This window comes from Streptomyces sp. NPDC048718 (assembly GCF_043198875.1).
Lineage (GTDB): Bacteria > Actinomycetota > Actinomycetes > Streptomycetales > Streptomycetaceae > Streptomyces.
Map to the genome: position 1 here is coordinate 180,773 of NZ_JBICVG010000007.1, position 18,455 is coordinate 199,227.

The 18,455-nt window shown below is 72.3% G+C and carries 19 protein-coding genes; 5 read left to right on the forward strand and 14 right to left on the reverse strand.

What is annotated here, in order from left to right:
• Nucleotides 1-135: 135 nt before the first annotated feature.
• The gene (locus ACGFRB_RS15515) at nucleotides 136-927 is read right to left on the reverse strand and encodes a TetR family transcriptional regulator (RefSeq protein ID WP_393243329.1); all 792 of its coding nucleotides are present in this window, start codon (nucleotides 925-927) and stop codon (nucleotides 136-138) included.
• Between the two features lie 98 nt (nucleotides 928-1,025).
• Nucleotides 1,026-1,490, reverse strand: coding sequence for a hypothetical protein (locus ACGFRB_RS15520; RefSeq protein WP_393243331.1), 465 nt, complete (start codon nucleotides 1,488-1,490; stop codon nucleotides 1,026-1,028).
• Nucleotides 1,491-1,626: 136 nt separating this feature from the next.
• On the opposite strand from ACGFRB_RS15520, the gene ACGFRB_RS15525 reads away from it, so the two are divergent.
• On the forward strand, nucleotides 1,627-2,385 hold the full coding sequence (locus ACGFRB_RS15525; RefSeq protein WP_393243333.1) for an alpha/beta fold hydrolase: 759 nt from the start codon (nucleotides 1,627-1,629) through the stop codon (nucleotides 2,383-2,385).
• 196 nt (nucleotides 2,386-2,581) lie between these two features.
• Nucleotides 2,582-3,136: a MarR family transcriptional regulator gene (locus tag ACGFRB_RS15530; RefSeq protein WP_363006775.1), complete on the forward strand. Its 555-nt coding sequence runs from the start codon at nucleotides 2,582-2,584 to the stop codon at nucleotides 3,134-3,136.
• 149 nt (nucleotides 3,137-3,285) lie between these two features.
• Here ACGFRB_RS15530 and ACGFRB_RS15535 read toward each other — a convergent pair whose 3' ends face one another.
• The 5 genes from ACGFRB_RS15535 to ACGFRB_RS15555 all read right to left on the reverse strand — a co-directional run bounded on the left by ACGFRB_RS15535 (nucleotide 3,286) and on the right by ACGFRB_RS15555 (nucleotide 7,372).
• Nucleotides 3,286-4,044 (reverse strand): succinate dehydrogenase iron-sulfur subunit, encoded by a 759-nt coding sequence (locus tag ACGFRB_RS15535; RefSeq protein ID WP_363006777.1) that lies wholly within the window; start codon nucleotides 4,042-4,044, stop codon nucleotides 3,286-3,288.
• Complete coding sequence (gene sdhA, locus ACGFRB_RS15540) at nucleotides 4,044-5,798, reverse strand: succinate dehydrogenase flavoprotein subunit (RefSeq protein WP_363006779.1); 1,755 nt, start codon at nucleotides 5,796-5,798, stop codon at nucleotides 4,044-4,046. The genes ACGFRB_RS15535 and sdhA overlap by 1 nt, the downstream gene beginning before the upstream one ends.
• Nucleotides 5,799-5,823: 25 nt before the next feature.
• Nucleotides 5,824-6,300, reverse strand: a complete 477-nt coding sequence (locus ACGFRB_RS15545; protein WP_363006781.1) for a succinate dehydrogenase hydrophobic membrane anchor subunit — start codon at nucleotides 6,298-6,300, stop codon at nucleotides 5,824-5,826.
• A gap of 8 nt (nucleotides 6,301-6,308) precedes the next feature.
• Nucleotides 6,309-6,689 carry a succinate dehydrogenase, cytochrome b556 subunit gene (sdhC, locus tag ACGFRB_RS15550; protein WP_361225886.1) on the reverse strand — a complete coding sequence of 127 codons (381 nt, stop codon included), beginning with the start codon at nucleotides 6,687-6,689 and terminating at the stop codon, nucleotides 6,309-6,311.
• A gap of 167 nt (nucleotides 6,690-6,856) precedes the next feature.
• A complete protein-coding gene (locus ACGFRB_RS15555) occupies nucleotides 6,857-7,372 on the reverse strand; it encodes a 2-oxo-4-hydroxy-4-carboxy-5-ureidoimidazoline decarboxylase (RefSeq protein ID WP_393243336.1) in 516 nt (171 codons plus the stop codon).
• A gap of 593 nt (nucleotides 7,373-7,965) precedes the next feature.
• Here ACGFRB_RS15555 and ACGFRB_RS15560 point away from each other — a divergent pair.
• From ACGFRB_RS15560 to ACGFRB_RS15570, 3 genes are all read left to right on the forward strand, one after another.
• Nucleotides 7,966-9,597 (forward strand): glycoside hydrolase family 20 protein, encoded by a 1,632-nt coding sequence (locus tag ACGFRB_RS15560; protein ID WP_393243338.1) that lies wholly within the window; start codon nucleotides 7,966-7,968, stop codon nucleotides 9,595-9,597.
• 203 nt (nucleotides 9,598-9,800) lie between these two features.
• Nucleotides 9,801-10,454 carry a DUF4328 domain-containing protein gene (locus tag ACGFRB_RS15565; RefSeq protein ID WP_393243340.1) on the forward strand — a complete coding sequence of 218 codons (654 nt, stop codon included), beginning with the start codon at nucleotides 9,801-9,803 and terminating at the stop codon, nucleotides 10,452-10,454.
• 66 nt (nucleotides 10,455-10,520) lie between these two features.
• Entirely contained in the window at nucleotides 10,521-11,111 is a 591-nt protein-coding gene (locus tag ACGFRB_RS15570) for a hypothetical protein (protein WP_393243342.1), read from the forward strand.
• Between the two features lie 141 nt (nucleotides 11,112-11,252).
• On the opposite strand, the gene ACGFRB_RS15575 is transcribed toward ACGFRB_RS15570, so the two are convergent.
• The 7 genes from ACGFRB_RS15575 to ACGFRB_RS15605 all read right to left on the reverse strand — a co-directional run bounded on the left by ACGFRB_RS15575 (nucleotide 11,253) and on the right by ACGFRB_RS15605 (nucleotide 18,371).
• On the reverse strand, nucleotides 11,253-12,008 hold the full coding sequence (locus tag ACGFRB_RS15575; protein ID WP_393243344.1) for a Clp protease N-terminal domain-containing protein: 756 nt from the start codon (nucleotides 12,006-12,008) through the stop codon (nucleotides 11,253-11,255).
• 145 nt (nucleotides 12,009-12,153) lie between these two features.
• Nucleotides 12,154-13,440 (reverse strand): YhgE/Pip domain-containing protein, encoded by a 1,287-nt coding sequence (locus ACGFRB_RS15580; RefSeq protein WP_393243346.1) that lies wholly within the window; start codon nucleotides 13,438-13,440, stop codon nucleotides 12,154-12,156.
• 50 nt (nucleotides 13,441-13,490) lie between these two features.
• Nucleotides 13,491-14,159 carry an LLM class flavin-dependent oxidoreductase gene (locus tag ACGFRB_RS15585; RefSeq protein ID WP_393243348.1) on the reverse strand — a complete coding sequence of 223 codons (669 nt, stop codon included), beginning with the start codon at nucleotides 14,157-14,159 and terminating at the stop codon, nucleotides 13,491-13,493.
• Entirely contained in the window at nucleotides 14,152-15,180 is a 1,029-nt protein-coding gene (locus tag ACGFRB_RS15590) for an LLM class flavin-dependent oxidoreductase (RefSeq protein ID WP_393243350.1), read from the reverse strand. Before ACGFRB_RS15590 ends, ACGFRB_RS15585 begins: the two co-directional genes overlap by 8 nt.
• Nucleotides 15,181-15,224: 44 nt before the next feature.
• Entirely contained in the window at nucleotides 15,225-16,703 is a 1,479-nt protein-coding gene (locus ACGFRB_RS15595) for an aldehyde dehydrogenase family protein (RefSeq protein ID WP_393243352.1), read from the reverse strand.
• The gene (locus ACGFRB_RS15600; RefSeq protein WP_393243354.1) at nucleotides 16,684-17,520 is read right to left on the reverse strand and encodes a thioesterase II family protein; all 837 of its coding nucleotides are present in this window, start codon (nucleotides 17,518-17,520) and stop codon (nucleotides 16,684-16,686) included. The genes ACGFRB_RS15595 and ACGFRB_RS15600 overlap by 20 nt, the downstream gene beginning before the upstream one ends.
• A complete protein-coding gene (locus ACGFRB_RS15605) occupies nucleotides 17,517-18,371 on the reverse strand; it encodes an alpha/beta fold hydrolase (RefSeq protein ID WP_393243356.1) in 855 nt (284 codons plus the stop codon). The genes ACGFRB_RS15600 and ACGFRB_RS15605 overlap by 4 nt, the downstream gene beginning before the upstream one ends.
• Nucleotides 18,372-18,455: the final 84 nt, after the last annotated feature.

An 18,455-nucleotide genomic window follows, 5' to 3' on the forward strand; every position in this document is an offset into this window, starting at 1 on the left:
CCGGACAGCCCCTGGGCCCGGACTGTCACTCGGCCCCGGTGTCTCCGCTCGGCGCCGGGCGCCTTCGCCCCGTACGGCCCGCCTTCCCCGGCGGCCGTGCGGGGCGTTTTCCGTTGCTCTTCCCCTGCTCGGCGGCTACTTGTCCACGGTGCTGCGGACCTTCGGAATGACGAACTCCTCCATCAGCGACACGGCGTCCCGGACCAGGGGGCGGACCACCTTGAACCGGGACAGGCGCACGACGCGGGCGACCATGGGCGTGCACTTGTGGATGAAGGCGCGGGTGCGCTCGGTGTCCTCGGAGCGGTCGAACACCCAGTACAGGACGACGCCCATGAGGAAGAGCCACAAGAGGTCCGGCAGGAGCTCGGCCAGCTCCGCGTCCAGCTTCCGGCCCACGTCCGAGCCCTTGAGCACGTCGCGGTAGATCTGGACCGCTTCGGCGCGGGCCGGGTGGGACTCGTCCGAGAACGGGTTCAGCGGGCTTTCCGGGTCCGCCGCCGTACTGAAGAACTGGCCCGCGAACTGGTGGTACGGCCGCGCGCAGTCCACCCAGGCCGCGGTGGCGATCTCCAGGCGCTCCCCGAAGTCCTTGACCCCGCGCAGGCGTTCGCTCGTCACCTGCGCGTGTACGTGACTCATGCCGTCGTAGAAGCCGGTGATCAGGGACGCCTTCGAGTCGAAGTAGTAGTAGGCGTTCCCTACCGAGACCCCGGCCTCTTTCGCGATGGCCCGCATGGTCGTCTTCTCGTAGCCGCGCTCCTGGAAGAGCCGCATGGCGGTCTCCAGGATGAGCGCCCGGGTCTGCTCGCTCTTCGGCGCCTTGGCGGCGGGCTTGGCGTCCGGCGCGGCCTCCTGCCCGGTTGCCGGTTCGGCGCCCGGCGCCGTGCCGTGCCGGTCGTCCTTCTTAGCCCTCGCGTCGTTCACGGGATGGAGCCTAGTCGGCCCGCGAGCGGCGCCCCGCACCGTCCTCCGGTCAGAGGAGCCGACGGCGAGGCCGCGTCGCTGGGCCGGATCGCGGGGCCTCAGGCCTGGGCCGTCGGCGGCGTGAACGGGTGCGCACGGCCCGGTCCGCCGGCGGCCGGCGGCAGGAGCGGGTTCGGCGTCCCGGGGAGACCTCCGGGCAGCGGGACCTGGCCGTGCGGCGTCGCGCCCCGGCGGCGCATCTTGTTGAGCGCGAAGAAGTTGCCGAGGTGCATCACGCCGAGGACGAGCAGGACGACACCGAGCTTGACCGACAGCGCCTCCAGGATCCCCCGGACGTCGAAGACGCTGTGGTCCTCGCTCAGGTAGAGGGCGACGAAGCCGAGGTTGACGAGGTAGAAGCCGACGACGAGCAGATGGTTCACCGCGTCGGCGAGCTTCTCGTTCCCGCTCAGGACGTCGGAGAGGAAGACCCGGCCGTTGCGGCTGAGGGTGCGGGCGACCCAGATGGTGAGCCCGACGCTGACGAGCAGGTAGGCGATGTAGGTGACGACGGTGAGGTCCATGCCCTCACGCTCCTTTGAACGTGTTCAAAGCTGACGAGGATGACTGTAGACCTCTGATTGAACGCGTTCAAGTCGGAGTGGTGGACCATCAGGAAACCGCTGGGCAGTGGAGTTTCGGAGCCATAAGGTCAGGCGCATGACACTTGCTTACGACGTGGCCGGCGACGGCCCCTCCACCGTCCTGCTGATCCACTCCGGCGTCTGCGACCGGCGCATGTGGGACGGACAGTTCCACGCCCTCGCCGAGGCCGGACACCGGGTGGTGCGATGCGACCTGCGGGGGTTCGGCCAGACGCCGATCGACGCGTCCCACGTCCACGCCGACGACCTGCGCGATCTGCTCGACCACCTCGGCATCGAGCGCGCCGCCCTCGTCGGCTCCTCCTTCGGCGGCGCGGTGGCCGTGGAGTTCGCCGTCCGTCATCCCGGCCGCGTCACCGCCCTCGCGCTGCTCTGCGCCGCCGCCCACGAGCACGAACCCAGCGCGGAGCTGCGGGAGTTCAACGCGCGCGAGCGGGCACTGCTCATCGCCGGCGACATCGCCGCCGCCACCGAACTCAACGTCGACCTCTGGCTCGGCCCGGACGCCGATACCGCCGCGCGCGACCTGGTCCGGCGGATGCAGACCCGCGTCTTCGAGCTCATGCTGCCCGCGCCCGACGAGTTCGACTCCGTCGACGTCGAGGTCACCGAGAAGGACCTCGCCGCGCTCGACATCCCCGTCCTCGTCGCCACCGGCGACAAGGACGTGCCCGACTTCACCGCGATCGGCGACCGTTACGCGGACCTCATTCCCGCCGCCCGCCGCGTCACCCTCGACTGGGCCGGCCACCTGCCCGCGCTGGAGCGGCCGGAGGAGACGGCCCGCCTGCTCCGCGACTTCCTCGCCGCCTGACCCTCGCCGCCTGACCCTCGCCGCCTGGCCTCGTACCGGCCCTGGCGGCCTCGCCCGCTCCACCCGTTCGGCCCTTCGAGAGCGGGCGGGCCGGCCGGGCCACCCGGTTCGGTCCCTGGCTCGGTCCCCGGTCCGGCCCCCGGCCCGGTCACCCGGCCGCGTTGCCGAAACCCGCCGCAGACGTGACGATCGGCCCATGGCACCGATCGGGGAACCGGCCGGGACACCGCGCGAGGACGGACCGGACTGGACCGACGGTCACGTCGCCCGCTGGCAGGCCGTACTGCCCGAGCTCGACCCGGTCGTCGAGGGCGCGGTCACCCGGATGAAGAAGCTGTCCGTCCATCTCCGCCGGGTGCGCGAGCAGTCCCTGCTCGACTTCGGGCTGGAACGCCACGAGTTCGACACCCTTCACAGGCTCGCCGGGCGCGGCGGCACCGCCGCCCCCTCCGACCTCGCCCAGGACCTCGATCTCGCCCCCGCCTCGGTCGCCGGCCGCCTCGACGCCCTGGAGAAACGCGGCTTCGTCCGCCGTATCCCGTCCGCCGCCGACCGCCATCGTGTGGTCGTCGAACTCACCCGGGCCGGCCGCGCGACCTGGCTCGGCGCGCGGGACGTCCTCGGCCACGAGGAGTACCGCCTGCTGGGCGTCCTCAGCCCCGAGGAACGCGCCACCCTCAACGATCTGCTCCGTCGCGTCATGGTCGCCGCCGAGAGCGACACCGGCACTCTCGACCCCTGGCACGGCTGACGGCGCCCCTGGGCCCCCAGCCCCGCCACCGTCCCCGCCCCGGCCCCCGGACACGCGGAAGGCCCCGCTTCCCTCCCGGGAAACGGGGCCTTCCGACAGCCGAACAGCCGAACAGCCGAACAGCCAAAAAAGCCGAACAGCGAGGAAGATCAGAAGCGACGCGTGATCAGCGCGCGCTTGACTTCCTGGATCGCCTTCGTGACCTCGATGCCACGCGGGCAGGCGTCCGTGCAGTTGAACGTCGTGCGGCAGCGCCACACGCCGTCCTTGTCGTTCAGGATCTCCAGGCGCTGCTCGCCCGCCTCGTCACGCGAGTCGAAGATGAAGCGGTGCGCGTTGACGATCGCGGCCGGACCGAAGTACTGGCCGTCGTTCCAGAAGACCGGGCAGGACGACGTGCACGCGGCGCACAGGATGCACTTGGTGGTGTCGTCGAAGCGCTCGCGGTCCTCGGCGGACTGCAGACGCTCGCGCGTCGGCTCGTTGCCCTTGGTGATGAGGAACGGCATGACGTCGCGGTACGCCTGGAAGAAGGGCTCCATGTCGACCACGAGGTCCTTGAGCACCGTGAGGCCCTTGATGGGCTCGACGGTGATCGGCTTCTCGGGGTTGATGTCCTTGATCAGCGTCTTGCAGGCGAGCCTGTTCTTGCCGTTGATCCGCATCGCGTCCGAGCCGCAGATGCCGTGGGCGCAGGAGCGCCGGAAGGTGAGCGTGCCGTCCAGGTCCCACTTGATCTTGTGGAGACCGTCGAGCACACGCTCCTTCGGGTCCAGGTCGATCTGGAAGTCCTCCCAGACCGCCGCGTCCGACACCTCGGGGTTGAAGCGGCGGATGCGGAAGGTGACCGTGATGTAGGGGGACGCGGCGGCGTCCTTCTCCACCTTGTCCAGTACGGGAGTAGCCATCAGTACTTACGCTCCATCGGCTGGTAGCGGGTCTGGACGACCGGCTTGTAGTCGAGACGGACGGTCTCGGAGCCGTCGTCGCCGACCTCGCGGTACGCCATGGTGTGGCGCATGAAGTTGACGTCGTCGCGGTTCGGGTAGTCCTCGCGGTAGTGACCGCCGCGGGACTCCTTGCGCGCCAGGGCCGAGACGGCCATGACCTCGGCCAGTTCGAGCAGGTTGCCCAGCTCGATGGCCTCCAGGAGGTCGGTGTTGAAGCGCTTGCCCTTGTCCTGGATGGACACGTTCTTGTAGCGCTCGCGCAGCTCCGCGACCTTGTCGACGGCGGCCTTGATGGTCTGCTCGGTACGGAACACCATCACGTTGGCGTCCATCGTCTCCTGCAGCTCGCGGCGCAGCTCGGCGACCCGCTCGGTGCCGGTGGAGTTGCGCAGGTTCTCGATCTGCGCGACGACCATGGACTCCGGGTTCTCCGGCAGCTCGACGAAGTCGGCCTTGTGGGAGTACTCGGCGGCGGCGATGCCCGCGCGACGGCCGAAGACGTTGATGTCGAGCAGCGAGTTGGTGCCGAGGCGGTTGGCGCCGTGCACCGACACGCAGGCGACCTCGCCGGCCGCGTACAGACCCGGGACGACGGTGGTGTTGTCCGCCAGGACCTCACCCTCGACGTTGGTCGGGATGCCGCCCATGGCGTAGTGCGCGGTGGGCTGGATCGGGATCGGGTCCGTGTACGGCTCGATGCCGAGGTACGTACGGGCGAACTCGGTGATGTCCGGGAGCTTGGCGTCGAGCTGCTCCGGCGGGAGGTGCGTCAGGTCCAGGTAGACGTGGTCGCCCTCGGGACCGCAGCCGCGGCCTTCGCGGATCTCCGTGTAGATGGAGCGGGAGACGACGTCACGGGACGCGAGGTCCTTCATGACCGGCGCGTACTTCTCCATGAAGCGCTCGCCGTCCTTGTTGCGCAGGATGCCGCCCTCACCGCGGGCGCCCTCCGTGAGCAGGATGCCCATGCGCCAGATGCCCGTCGGGTGGAACTGGAAGAACTCCATGTCCTCCAGCGGCAGACCACGGCGGTAGCAGGCGGCCTGGCCGTCACCGGTCAGGGTGTGCGCGTTGGACGTCACCTTGAAGAACTTGCCGGTGCCGCCGGACGCGTAGACCACGGACTTCGCCTGGAAGACGTGGATCTCGCCGGTGGCCAGCTCGTAGGCGACGACACCGGCCGACGTACGGACGCCGTCGACCTCGGTGATCAGCTGGTCCAGGACGTAGAACTCGTTGAAGAACTCCACGCCCTCCTTGACGCAGTTCTGGTACAGCGTCTGGAGGATCATGTGACCGGTGCGGTCGGCGGCGTAGCACGCACGGCGGACCGGGGCCTCGCCGTGGTTGCGGGAGTGACCGCCGAAGCGGCGCTGGTCGATCTCGCCCGCGGGGGTCCGGTTGAACGGCAGACCCATCTTCTCGAGGTCGAGAACGGCGTCGATGGCCTCCTTCGCGAGGATCTCGGCGGCGTCCTGGTCGACCAGGTAGTCACCACCCTTGATCGTGTCGAAGGTGTGCCACTCCCAGTTGTCCTCCTCCACGTTCGCCAGCGCGGCGGCCATGCCGCCCTGCGCGGCGCCCGTGTGGGAGCGGGTGGGGTAGAGCTTCGTCAGCACGGCGGTGCGGCTGCGCTTCGTCGCCTCGATGGCGGCGCGCATGCCGGCGCCGCCGGCGCCGACGATGACGGTGTCGTACTTGTGGAACTTCATGACGTGGATTACCTCAGCCCCGTGCCTAGCGGATGTTCGGGTCGAAGGTGAAGATCACCAGCGTGCCCAGAAGGATGGTGAACACCGTGGCGGTGTACAGCAGGCCCTTGAGCCACAGACGCGTGTTGGCACGCTCCGCGTAGTCGTTGACGACGGTACGGAGGCCATTTGCGCCGTGCAGCATCGCCAGCCACAGCATCAGCAGGTCCCAGACCTGCCAGAACGGGGACGCCCAGCGGCCGGCCACGAAGGCGAAGCCGATCTTGGAGACGCCGCCGTCCAGGAAGAGCTGGATCAGCAGGTGGCCGAGGACGAGGACGACGAGGACCACGCCGGAGAGGCGCATGAAGAGCCACGCGGCCATCTCGAAGTTGCCGCGGGTGGCACGCGGGGTCTTGCCCGTGCGCTTGCGGGGGGCCTCGATGAACGGCGCCGGGTTGTCGACGTCGTAACGCGCGCCGCCCTCGACGGGGCCGATCGCGGTGGAGGTCTCAGTGGACATGTCTGGCGTCAGCTCCCGAACAGTTCACGTGCGGCGTGGCCGAGGACGGGGTACAGCGAGCCCGCCATCAGCACGACCCAGATGCCCACGACGGTCCAGAGCATCTGCTTCTGGTAGCGCGGGCCCTTGGACCAGAAGTCCACGGCGATGACGCGAAGGCCGTTGAGCGCGTGGAAAAGGATGGCGGCGACCAGGCCGTACTCGAGGAGTGCGACGATCGGCGTCTTGTAGGTCGCCACGACGTTGTCGTAGGCCTCGGGAGAGACGCGGACGAGAGCGGTGTCCAGCACGTGGACGAACAGGAAGAAGAAGATGAGGACGCCGGTGACTCGATGAGCCACCCAGGACCACATTCCTTCCCGGCCGCGGTACAGCGTTCCAGCCGGCACGGAAAAACCCTCCGGGAGCGGGGATCGGGGCCGGCCGGCTTTCTGTCGGTCTGGCCCGGCCGGGTACGGTCCACCGGCCCCGGTCATCGTAGCGACGACTTGTCGGTTCGCTCGCGCGGGGTCCATAGGTGTGATCAAACAGGCACGTTCGGCCTATCGTCACACCCCTATTCGCCGCATTCCGGGCGAACAGGGCCCGCATAAATCGAACACTTGATCCGAGTGCGGGCGAGTCGCCGCAGTTCATCGGCGGCGACGACCCGTTCCTCCTCCTTTTCGTTGCCGAGACGTGACCGGATGGCCGCGAGAATCCGGTCCAGCCGTTCGGCCGGGGCCACTGTGTCCAGGCTGATCACGAAGGCGTGACCGAACCGGCCCTGGTACGCGGCGAGGCCGGCGTCCAGCGCGGTACGGGCCGCGGGCGGCGCGTCCGGGGGCGCCGGGGCGGCGGTCTCGCGGGCGAGGGCCGCGTCCAGCTCGGGGCCCGACAGGTCGTATCCGGCCTCGTCGGCGGCGGCGAGGAGGGAGTCGACGGTCGGGTACGGGCGGTGCGCGCTCACTCGTTCGGCCCAGCGATGGCTGCCGCAGCAACCGAGCAGCAGGGTCGTGACGGCGGCGGGCGGGGCCGCGTTGAAGCGGGCGAGGCCGTGCGGGTGCCGTCCGGCGCCGGGCTCGGCGGACACGGCGGCGGGCGCCAGGATCCGGCAGGGGGCGGTGCGGGTGGCGGAGCCGGAGGATCCGGCGGTGCGGGCGGTGCGGGCGGGGATGTGGCTGGTCAGGGGGACTCCGGGAGCGAAGGCGGCTGGGACGTGACACCCGGGTGGGTGCGGGCACGTCCCTCACGGTCCCACCCGTACGGTGGACCCGCGGTCCTGCCTTTTCGTGGGCGCGGCCCCGTGGGCGCGTCCCCGCGCGCGTGGCGGCGGGAAGAGGGCGGGGCGGGCGCGGGTTCACGGGTACGCGCGCGTGGCGCGGGTACGAGTGCGGGCGACGAGGTGGGCCGGTGACGCGTGGACGAGGTGCGGGCCCGTACGCGCGGGAGCGCGAGAGGGGCGTGCGAGGTGCGGGACATGCGAGAAGCGTGAGAAGGGGGGATGGTGCGAAGGAAGTGAAAAGGGTGGTGGCCGAGGTGTGGGTGTGACGTCACGCTATCGGCGGGACGGGGGAGGCGTCCGACGGATGCGCGAATTTCATCAAGACGAGTGGGTTTCGCCGCCTCGGTAGACCGAAAGGCCGAGAAGATGCGGTTTCGCGCTGTGAGGGAGGATTCCGGGTGATGCGGTACTCCATACGAGAGCCCCGTCGGGGCCCCGTACTGATGGCGGCGGCGGTGGCACTGGCCACCCTGACCGCCTGTTCCAGCGGTTCCTCCTCCGGGCAGCCGCCCACCGGCACCGGCCCGGCCCCCGCGACCGGGGCGCCCACCGCGACGGCCCCGGCGAGCCCGAGCCCGACCCCCACGCCGACCCCGACCCGGACGTATCCGCTGTCCACGGCGCCCCGGGTCATCCCCGCCGTCGGCCGCCACGAGGCCGCCCGGGGCCCCGGCTGGAAACCCGGCCCCGGCACCGGCGTGGTCGTCGCCGCCAAGGACGAGGCGGCCCTGGCCGACGAGGCCCGGCTGATAGCGGGCGAACTGGCCATTCCGTACCGGGGCGCCGCCGCCGCCCGCCCCGGTGACGTCAGCCTCGCGCTCGGCGGCTCCGGCGGCGCCGAGTCGTACACCCTCGCCGTCCAGGATGGCGGCGTCCGGATCACCGGCCCCGGCGAGGCGGGCGTCTTCTACGGCACCCGAACTCTCAAGCAGTCCGTCAGGTCCACCGGCGCGATACCCGAGGGCACGGTCACCGACGCGCCCGCCAAGCCCCAGCGCGGCCTGATGGTCGACATCGCCCGCAAGTACTTCAGCGCCGGCTGGATCGAGGCCCGGCTGCGCGAGATGGCCGACCTCAAGCTCAACCAGCTGGGTCTGCACTTCTCCGACGACCAGGGCTTCCGGATCGCCTCGGACAGCCACCCCGAGATCGTCTCCGCCCAGCACCTGAGCAAGGCGGAGGTGCGGCGGATCGTCGCCCTTGCGAACAGCCTGCACATCCAGGTCGTCCCCGAGATCGACTCGCCCGGACACCTCGGCGCGGTCATCGCGGCCCACCCGGACCTCCAGCTGGTCAGCGCGGGCGGCAAGGCGCCGCGCGGGGCCGTGGACATCTCCAAGCCCGCCTCGGCGAAGATCGTGGACGAGCTGCTGCGCGAGTACATGGGGCTGTTCCCCGGCTCGTACTGGCATCTGGGCGGCGACGAGTACGTGGCCCTGATGGTGAGCAACCCGGAGGCCACCTATCCGCAGCTGGCCCGCGCCGCGGTCGCCCGCTTCGGCGCCGGGGCCCGGGTCAAGGACCTCACCACCGGCTGGCTCAACGACCGCGCGGCCACCGTCCGCCCGTCCGGCCGCACCCTGCGCGCCTGGAACGACGGCTTCTTCACCGGAGGTGTCGTCGTGGCGGACAAGGACCTCCAGGTCGCGTACTGGACCGGCAAGGAGATCGGCGCCCGGACCCCGACGTCGTATCTGAGCGAGGGCCGGACGATGCTCAATTACAACGACGAGTACCTCTATTACGTACTCGGCCAGCCGAACACCTTTGTCTATCCCACCGGCCGCCGGATCTACGAGGAGTGGACCCCGCTCGTCCTGCGCGGCACCACCCCCGTCCCGGCCCGCTACGACCCGCGGATCCTCGGCGGCAGCTTCGCCGTCTGGTGCGACCTGGCCGGTTCGCAGACCGAGGCCCAGGTGGCGGACGGGATCCGGATGCCGGTGACGGCGACGGCGCAGAAGCTGTGGGACGCGCGGAAGCCGACGGCGAGCTGGCAGGAGTTCAGGGGGCTGGCGGTGCGGGTGCGGTAGCCCCGGGGGTGCGGGCGCGGGCGGCGTGGCCGGCGGGGCGGGCAGTCGGGGCGGCCGAGGTGGTCGGGGCGGGCGGCCGCCCGGCGGATTTCCGTGGACGGGAATGGTCCGTTTGACGTACGGTCCGTCAACCGCGGCGGCCGGACGGCCGCGCCGGCGCTTCTGGGGAGGGGCGCCGTGAATCCCTGGGGGGATCCGTTTCCATGCTCATGCTTCGCGATCCGAACGGGCTTGCCCGTGCGCTCGTCTTCCTGCTCGCGGCGAACATCGCCGTGGACCTACCGCTCGCCGCGGTCGACCTCTACACCCTGAGCCTCGACTACACGGCGGCCGGGGCCCCCGACGATCCGTTCGAGGCGGCCGCCGAGATCGGCCTGATGCTTCCAGTCTACGGTCTGGCCATCCTGCTGTTCCTGGCGACCATCGTCGTCTTCATCGTCTGGTTCCACCGGACGCGGCTGAACGCCGGGGTGTGGGCCCCGGATCTGCAGAGCCGGGGCGCCGGCTGGGCGATCGGCGGCTGGTTCGTGCCGTTGGTCTGGTTCTGGATCCCGCGCGGGATCGCCGCCGACATCTGGCGGTCCAGCCGTCCGGAGCCGTATGCGGCCGACCGCTCCGGTGAGCTGACGGTCGTCAACGTCTGGTGGGCGCTGTGGGTCGCGAGCAACCTCGCGGCCCGGCTCTCCGGCCGACTGGAGGAGTGGGCGGAGACGGTCGACGAAGCGCTGACGGCGACGTGGTGGTCCCTCGCGGGCACCGGACTCGACATCGCCGCCGCTGTTTTCGCGATTCTCTTCGTGCGCCGGGTGACCTCTATGCAGAACGCGAAGGCCAATGGCATGATTCCGGCCGCGTAGCGACGAAAACACGCCACCAGGCGTCGTGGGGAACGCTGCGTCCGCATCGGTGGCGAGGAGGCGTCCATGACGTCCGCGACGAGCACGGTCACGAGCACTGCCGGGGGCATGTCCCCTGTGGGCACGCCTTTGGGCGCGCCCATCGGTACGGGTCTGGCGGAACTGATCGGCCGGGCCGACGCGCGCGGGCTCGCCGCCGCCGGGCTCGCCTGTCTGGACCGGTGTCTGCCGCTGCTCGCGCCCGCCGAACGGGCCACCGAGGTGCTGCGACCGGTGTGGGCCGCCGTCGCGCGCGGGGACGGCGCGGCCTGGGGGACGGCCCTCGCCAAGGTGCGGGCCGAACTGGGCGACGGCGGCGCGGGCGGGACAGCCGAGGCGCTGGTGCGCGGGATGCTGGCCGGGGCGCCCGCCGACTGGGCCGAGGGCCCGCTGCGGACGTGGGCCGGGGAGTGCTCGGACGCCGCGCTCGCCGTACACGAGCACTACGACGCGAAGCCGGGCATCGGCCTGCTCCGCGCGGGCGAACTCCGGCGCCAGCAGGCCGTCCTGGAGTCGACGGCGCACGGGCCGACCGGTCTGCGCCGGGCGCGCGAGCTGTCCGCCGAGGGCGGCCGGGTGCTGCGCGCGGTCGTCGCGCGCCGGGCGCGCACGGCGTGAACCACGGGGCGTGAGCGGTACGGGTGCGAGGCGCGCCCCCGTACCCGTACCGCCCCCATCCCTACCCCCGTACCCGTACCGCTCCCGCCCCCGCACACGTACCCGTACCGACTCCCGTACCCGGCCCGCCGGGCCAGGCGGTCAGGACTCCGCCGGCGGTTCCTCGATGTGCAGCGCGGCGACGGCCTCGGCGATCTGCTGCTCGGCCCGCGCCTTGTCGAGGCCGAGGTCCGCGAGCGGACCCTTGCCGTCCTCGAACTCCATCAGCGCGAGCAGGATGTGCTCGGTGCCGACGTAGTTGTGGCCGAGGCGCAGGGCCTCGCGGAAGGTGAGTTCCAGGACCTTCTTGGCGTCCGCGTCGTAGGGGATGAGCGCGGGCACCTCCTCGGCGGCGGCCGGGAGGTGCGGGGTGACCGCCTCGCGGATCCGTTCCGGGGTGACGCCCTGGGTGCCGGCCCAGTGGAGCGCGAGCCCCTGCGGCTCGGCGAGCAGGCCGAGCGCGAGGTGGGCGGGGGTCATCTTGTCGTTGCGGGCGGCGGTGGCCTCGTTCTGCGCGGCCATCACGACGTTGCGGGCGCGGGGTGTGAAGCGGCTGAACCCGGCGTTCGGGTCCATCTTCGCCGCGTCGCCGGCCGTGTCGTCCTTGGGGACGAACCGCTTCTGGACGGCCTGCCGGGTGACGCCCATGCTCTTGCCGATGTCGCTCCAGGAGGCCCCGGCGCGGCGGGCCTGGTCGACGAAGTGCCCGATGAGGTGGTCGGCGATCTCGCCGAGGTGATCGGCCGCGATGACAGCGTCGGACAGTTGGTCCAGAGCGTCGCCCGGGTGCGTCTTCTTGATCGCGTCGATCAGGTCGTCCAGTCGCACGGGGTTGGTCATGCCGAGTGGATTCGTCATGAGGGCAACCCTAGGTTGACAGGCGAGGGGTGTCAACCGTTGGTTGACGCTGCCGCGGGGACGGCTTGAGGCCCCGGGGGGAGGAGACCTCAAGCCGTCGGCGGGTGCCGGCCGGGCGGTGGGGGTGGCGGCCCGGCGGCACGGGTCAGGCGGTGGCGGTCACCGCCGGCTGGGGGTGGCGGGCGAGTTCCGCGGCTGTCGCGCGGTCGAAGCCGCGGTGGTCGTAGAGCCGGGCGACCACAAGACCGACGAGGAACGCCACGATCGCGTAGGCGCCCATGACCAGCCACGCCCGCGAGAGGTTCGGGCCGAGTCCGTCGAAGAAGAGCAGGGAGCGGACGCCCTCCGCGACATGCCGGGCCGGGAGGAAGTCGCCCACCGCCGCCGCGAAGCCCGGCTGGGCCTGTACGGGGATCGTTCCGCCGGAGAGCGGGATGCCGACCAGGGTCACCATCAGCAGGGCGACGATCTGGCCCGCCATGCCGAAGACCGCGAACAGCGCCAGCGTCAGCAGGGTGACCGCCGTGCAGCTCAGACCGGCGAACAGCCACAGCTGCGCGGGCCGGTCGGGCTCGACGTCCAGGCCCCACAGGGCGACGGCGATCACCGCGCTGCCGGCCGCGAAGCCGGTCACCGCGCCGATGCCCGCCTTCGCCACGAACGTCGACGTACGGGCGATCCGGACGACGGGCCGCACGCTGCGGCGCGGGCCCATCTCCAGCGGGGAGTATCCGAGGGAGGCGTCGACCGTCATGGTGAGGAGGACCGCGGGCAGCAGTCCGGCCAGCAGCAGGGCGATCGTCAGATACAGGGTCATGGCCCCGCCGGCCGTGGCGCCGGAAGTCGGCAGTCCGGGCTTGGTCGCCGTACGGACCGGGTCCTGGAGCAGGAGGAGACGGTCGGCGCCGAGACGGGTGGCGCCGGCGCGGGCGATGAGCTGCGCGCCCAGCGCCTCGGACGCCTGGCCGGCGGTCTGGCGGGCGGCTTTCTCCGCCATCGAGGAGGCCACGCTTCCGGCGCCCTCGTTGGTGAGGACCGTCATCGTGGGCCGTTCGGGGCGGGCGCCGGGGGTCGCGAGCGACAGGGACTTCCGGGTGAAGTCCGGCGGGATGACGAGTGCGCCGGACGCCTCGCCGCGTTCGAGCAGTCCGCGGGCGGCGGGCAGCGAGTCGACGAGCGTCCAGGCGATCCGGCCGTCCTCCCGCGCGGCCGCTTGGACGCGGGTGCCGAGGTCGGTGCCGAGCCGGACGGTGGAGCCGCCCGCGCCGGCGCCCTCGTCCGCGTTGACGAGGACGAGGGGGAGGTCGCGCAGGTGCGCCTGCGGATCGGCCGCCGGGCCGATGTAGGCCAGGGTGATCAGCGACGCCAGCAGGCCGCCGACGATCACCGCCATCCAGGCGCGAGGTTGTCTCCACAGGGTCGTTGCCCGCACGGGGGCCGCCTTTCGGTGTTCGGGAGGGTAGGGGGGCGGGGTGGGCCGGTTCAGGCCGCGACGGTCAGCCGTTCGCGCAGCCCGAGGGGGCTGAGTCGCGCGGCGGGCAGCAGGCCGCGTTCCCGCAGGAGGGGAAGGCTCTCCACGGAGAAGCGGAGGAGTGCCTCGGGCCCGTCGGGGAAGCGGAGGAACAGTCCGTCGGTACGGGTACGGGCGAGCGCGGTCGCGACCTGGTCGGTGACCGTTTCGCCGGGGACCGGGGTGAGGACGTCGAGCGACAGCCCGGGGCCGGTGACGGTGTGGCCGGCGGCCGAGGACGTCAGGACGACCGGGCGCGGTCCGCGCCAGGACGGGCCGTGCCAGGACGGGCCGGCGGCGCCTTCCGGCAGGAGGCAGCCCGCCCGGCCCTCGCTCATGGCGTCGAGGGACGCCAGTTCCCGGGCGGTCCCCTCCGGCAGGGGCCGGGTGGCGGGAAGCTCCGCGACGAGGCCGATGCGGTAGGTGCGCGGGGCGAGGCTCGCGAGCACGACGACGGGTTCGAGGGCCGGCTCGGAGAGCGCGGCGCAGGACTCGACGACGAGCGCGTCGATTCCCGCCCGCTCCGCGGTGCGGGCCGCTTGCACGAGGAGACGCGGCCACGGCACGGCGTCGCGGCGGGGGCGTACGGCGGGCAGAGCGGCGAAGAGCAGGGGGCCGCGGGGCGTCCTCGGCTCAGGCATGGATGGCTCCCGTGGGGATGGCGTGGTGACGCAGGCCGAGGTTCTCGCGCAGCGTCGGGTGCTCGTAGTCGTTGGGGAACAGGCCGCGCCGCCACAGCTCGGGGATCACGTGGTCGACGAAGTCGACCAGCGGGCCCGGGAGGGAGGGGAAGGAGAGGGTGAACCCGTCGCAGGCCCGCTGTTCGAACCGTTCCTCGATGTGGTCGGCGATCTGCCCGGGGGTGCCGGCGAGGACGTCGTCGGTGCGCGGCGCGTGGGCCTGGTGGGCGTCGCTCACCACGAGGGGGGTGAGTTCCGTCCAGATCAGCAGGTCCTCGGGGGGCCGGCCGTGGGTCGCGGCCCGCGTCTTGGTCTCCGCGTACCAGGACCGGGCCTGCTCCAGGGGGCGCCGGGCGGCCAGGACCACGTCGGCGTGGCGGGCGGCCAGGGCGCGTTCGGCGGGGGTGTCGGCGGTGAGGAAGAGGACGGGGCGGCCCTGCGGGAGCGGCGGTGGCGCGTCGGGCGCGCCCTGGTTCCCGGCGCTCCAGAGGCGCTCGATCTCGGCGAGGAGTTCGGCCGCGTGGGCGCGGCGCGGTTCGTCGTCACCGTTGCCGGCCTCGTCGTCACCGTTCCCGGCCAGGTCCCCGTTCTCGGACAGCTCCGGCTGCCAGCCGCTCCGGCCCGAGGACAGCACGTCGAGGGAGGCGAGCCGGTGGGCGATCGCTCCGGCGTGGCCGCCGAGCGCGGGGGCCGTCGCGACGACGCCGATCCCGTCGGCGGCGCCGGCGAAGCCCGCGAGCAGCGTGGCGGCCTCGAACACGGGTCCGGGTGCGACGTTCCCCGCGCCGGGCGGCGCGGTGAGCAGTCGCGGGACGAGCAGGGCGTCCAGCCGGCCCCGTTCCAGCTCCATCACCAGGAACTCGTGGAACGGATAGTCGTGCGGGTCGGGTGGCGCGGGCAGCAGCGGCAGCCCCGAGACCCGTTCCTCTGCTCCGTGCAGCCGTACTCCGAGTGACAGCCGCCTGGTGGCTCTGTTGGACATGCTTCTCTCTTCTGCCTGGCTGGTTCTGTGGTCTGGCCTGTGGGTCAGCGCGATCCGAGGAACCGGACCACGCGTTCCAGGCGGGCGATGTCCTTGGCGCCCCGGGCGTACGTCGAGACGGCGAGCGGCGCGGCGAACCGGCGGCGGGTCACGGCGTGCGCCACGGCGAACTCCTTGAGTCCGTCGGCTCCGTGGATGCGGCCGTGGCCCGAGGCGCCGACTCCGCCGAACGGCAGCGACGGCACTCCGGGGAAGGCCATCACATCGTTGACGCTGACCATCCCCGAGCGCAGGGAGCGGGCCAGGGCGGTGGCGCCGCGGCGGGCGAAGAGGGACGCGCCGAGCCCGAACTCCGAGGCGTTGGCGCGGCGTACGCCTTCCTGGGCGTCGCGGACCCGGTTGACGATCAGGACGGGGCCGAAGGTCTCCTCGCGCAGGGCGGCGGAGTCCTCCGGGACGTCGGCGAGGACGATGGGGCCGAGCACGTACGGCGGGCTGATGGACTCGGGGCCGCCGACGAGGGCGCGGCCGCCGCGGGCGAGGGCGTCGTCCACGTGCCGGCGGATGATGTCGAGCTGCCCCGGCATGGTGATGGGGCCGAAGTCCTCGCGGGCGCGGATCTGCCGGGCCCGTTCGGTCAGCCGGGTCTCGAAGCGTTCGTGGACGGCGTCGGCGACGTAGACGCGTTCGATGCCGGTGCAGGACTGGCCGGCGTTGGCGCAGCCGCCCCACAGGGCGGCCTCGACGGCGGCGTCGACATCGGCGTCCTCGGCGACGACGAGGGCGTCCTTCCCGCCGAGTTCGAGGAGTACCGGGGTGAGCCTCGGGGCGCAGGCGGCGAGGATGCGGGACCCGGTGGCCCGGGATCCGGTGAAGGCGATCTTGTCCACCCCGGAGTCGCACAGCGCGGCGCCGGTGGGGCCGGCCCCGGTGACGAGCTGGAGGACCGGGTGTTCGGGGACCGCCTCGGCGAAGGTGTCGACGAGCCACTTCCCGCAGGCCGGGGTGTACTCGCTGGGCTTGAAGACGACGGCGTTGCCGGCGGCCAGGGCGTAGGCGACGGAACCCATGGGGGTGAACACCGGGTAGTTCCAGGGCCCGATGACGCCGATCACCCCGTACGGCTTGTACTCCAGGGTGCTGGCCTGGTTGAACATGAGCGGCCCGGAGGGCATCGACCTGCGGCGCAGCACCCGGTGGGCGTGCCGGGCCGCCCAGTCGAGGTGGGTGAGGGTGACGGAGAGCTCGATGACGGCGTCGGCCCGTACTTTGCCGTTCTCCCTGCGGAGCAGGTCGATGATCTCCGCCCGGCGGCGGGTCATGATCCGCTTCCAGGCCAGCAGCCGGGTGCGGCGGCCGTCGTGGCCGAGCCCGTCCCACCAGGCGGCGGCCTCGCGGGCGCGGGCGACCTTGGCCCGTACGGCTGCCTCGTCCTCGGCGGGGAAGGTCGCGACAGGCTCCGCGTTCACCGGGTCGAGGGAGGTGAACTGTGCCTGCGCCCGGTCAGCGCGAGCGGTGGTCATGGGGGTTCTCCTTCACGGCGGGGCGCGACGCGGCCACGGTGGGGCGTGACGCGGGCCGGGCCGTGGACGCGATGGTGTGTGCGAGGGAGGCGAGGAGGCGGGGGACGGTGTCGTCCTGCCAGGGGAAGAAGTGACCGCCGGGCAGGATGTGCGTCCCTTCCCAGCGTTCGGCGAACGCCGCCCAGGCGGCGACGGTGTGCGGGGGATAGCGCCCGTCGTCCTGCCCGCTCAGCGCGGTGACGGGAACGCCGGCCGGAAGGGGATCGGCGGGGGAGGCATCCGGGAAGGACGCGAGGAGACGGAGGTCGGCGCGCATGGTGCGCAGGACGAGTTCCCGCAGCGCGGGCGTGTCCAGGACCTCCGGCGGGGTCGCGCCCAGTTCCCGTACGTGGTGCAGCAGGGCGTCCGGGTCCTCGGCGAGGGCCCGCTGGGCGGAGCGGTCGACGAGGTGCGCGGGGGACATGCCGCTGAGCACGAGCGCCGCGGGAGTGACGTCGTACGCGAGCAGGGCGCGGCACAGTTCGTGGGCGAGCAGGGCGCCCATGCTGTGTCCGAACAGGACGAGCGGGGGGCCGGGTCGGGCCGCGAGCGGGGTCAGGGCCTCGATGATCCCGGTGAGGCCGGCGGCGGGGGATTCGGGCAACCGGCGTCCGTGGCCGGGGAGTTCCACCGCGTGGAGTTCGGCCCCGGGCGGCATCGCGGCGGCCCAGGCCCGGTAGCGGATGGCGCCCCCGCCGGCGTAGGGCAGACACAGCACGCGGACGGTGGCCGTGCCCTCGGGGCGGGGTGGGGTCCATTCCTGGATCCAGGCGGTCACGGCGTCTCCCGTGGTGGGCAGAAGACGTCGGGCCGGGCGTCCGACAGGAGCGCGTAGCCGCGTTCCACGACGCGGGTGAACGCGGTCGGGTCGCTGATCGACATGTCGTGCGAGCCGGGGACGTGGAACAGCCTCGCGTATCCGCCGGTGGAGCGGACGGCGTCGACGAACCTCATCTCCTGGGAGCGAAAGAGCCGGTCGCTCCGGCCGTTGACGAACAGGACGGGCAGCCGGGTGCGGGCCGCCACGTCGAGGAAGTCGTGTCGCGTGAGGTCTTCGACGGCCTCGGCGAAGGCGTGCATCGAAAGGCCGCCGGCCATGATGGCCTCGTAACTCTCGGCGGGCAGAGCCTTCTTGAGCGCCCGTTCGTTGAGGCGGGCGGCGCGAGCCGGGCCGAGTGCCCGGATCGCCCGTGCGGCGGTGCGGTAGATCCGGCCGACGAAGCGGTCGGGCCGGGCGGTCGACCCCTGCACCAGGAGCGCGGCGGCGCGGCCGGAGTGGGCGGCGCCGTAGGCGAGGGCGACGTATCCGCCGAGGGAGGCGCCCACGACCAGGGGCGGACGGCCGGTGGCCAGCATCGCCTCCTCGACGGCGAGGTCGACTCCGGCGACCGCCTCCGCCAAGGAGAAGGGCTGGTCGTGCCGGCTGCCGTGGCCCGGGAGGTCGGGGGCCGTGACCCGGAAGCGCGGGGTCAGCCGGCGGGCGTGCGGGTCCCACATACGGGCGGAGACCCGGATGCCGTGCACGAGGACCAGGGGGATGCCCGTGTCCGGTCCGGCCGTCCAGATGCCCGGTCGGCCGGCGGCGGGCGCCAGCCCCGGCCGCCGGGCGCCACGTCGCTCAGCATGCATGTACATCCCCCTGGTTGGTGCGATGGCGGCGCCACGGAGAGGTTCCGACGGCACCGAAGGCGCGGAAGATTCCGGAGGCACGGG

What these genes read in the sequence shown, in the direction of transcription:
- ACGFRB_RS15525 (WP_393243333.1), top strand. Translation starts at nt 1,627, where the DNA reads ATGACACTTGCTTACGACGTGGCCGGCGACGGCCCCTCCACCGTCCTG.
- ACGFRB_RS15520 (WP_393243331.1), bottom strand. Translation starts at nt 1,490, where the DNA reads ATGGACCTCACCGTCGTCACCTACATCGCCTACCTGCTCGTCAGCGTC.
- ACGFRB_RS15570 (WP_393243342.1), top strand. Translation starts at nt 10,521, where the DNA reads ATGACGTCCGCGACGAGCACGGTCACGAGCACTGCCGGGGGCATGTCC.
- ACGFRB_RS15575 (WP_393243344.1), bottom strand. Translation starts at nt 12,008, where the DNA reads ATGACGAATCCACTCGGCATGACCAACCCCGTGCGACTGGACGACCTG.
- ACGFRB_RS15535 (WP_363006777.1), bottom strand. Translation starts at nt 4,044, where the DNA reads ATGGCTACTCCCGTACTGGACAAGGTGGAGAAGGACGCCGCCGCGTCC.
- ACGFRB_RS15590 (WP_393243350.1), bottom strand. Translation starts at nt 15,180, where the DNA reads ATGTCCAACAGAGCCACCAGGCGGCTGTCACTCGGAGTACGGCTGCAC.
- ACGFRB_RS15605 (WP_393243356.1), bottom strand. Translation starts at nt 18,371, where the DNA reads ATGCATGCTGAGCGACGTGGCGCCCGGCGGCCGGGGCTGGCGCCCGCC.
- sdhA (WP_363006779.1), bottom strand. Translation starts at nt 5,798, where the DNA reads ATGAAGTTCCACAAGTACGACACCGTCATCGTCGGCGCCGGCGGCGCC.
- ACGFRB_RS15530 (WP_363006775.1), top strand. Translation starts at nt 2,582, where the DNA reads ATGGCACCGATCGGGGAACCGGCCGGGACACCGCGCGAGGACGGACCG.
- ACGFRB_RS15565 (WP_393243340.1), top strand. Translation starts at nt 9,801, where the DNA reads ATGCTCATGCTTCGCGATCCGAACGGGCTTGCCCGTGCGCTCGTCTTC.
- ACGFRB_RS15545 (WP_363006781.1), bottom strand. Translation starts at nt 6,300, where the DNA reads ATGTCCACTGAGACCTCCACCGCGATCGGCCCCGTCGAGGGCGGCGCG.
- ACGFRB_RS15585 (WP_393243348.1), bottom strand. Translation starts at nt 14,159, where the DNA reads ATGCCTGAGCCGAGGACGCCCCGCGGCCCCCTGCTCTTCGCCGCTCTG.
- ACGFRB_RS15560 (WP_393243338.1), top strand. Translation starts at nt 7,966, where the DNA reads ATGCGGTACTCCATACGAGAGCCCCGTCGGGGCCCCGTACTGATGGCG.
- ACGFRB_RS15595 (WP_393243352.1), bottom strand. Translation starts at nt 16,703, where the DNA reads ATGACCACCGCTCGCGCTGACCGGGCGCAGGCACAGTTCACCTCCCTC.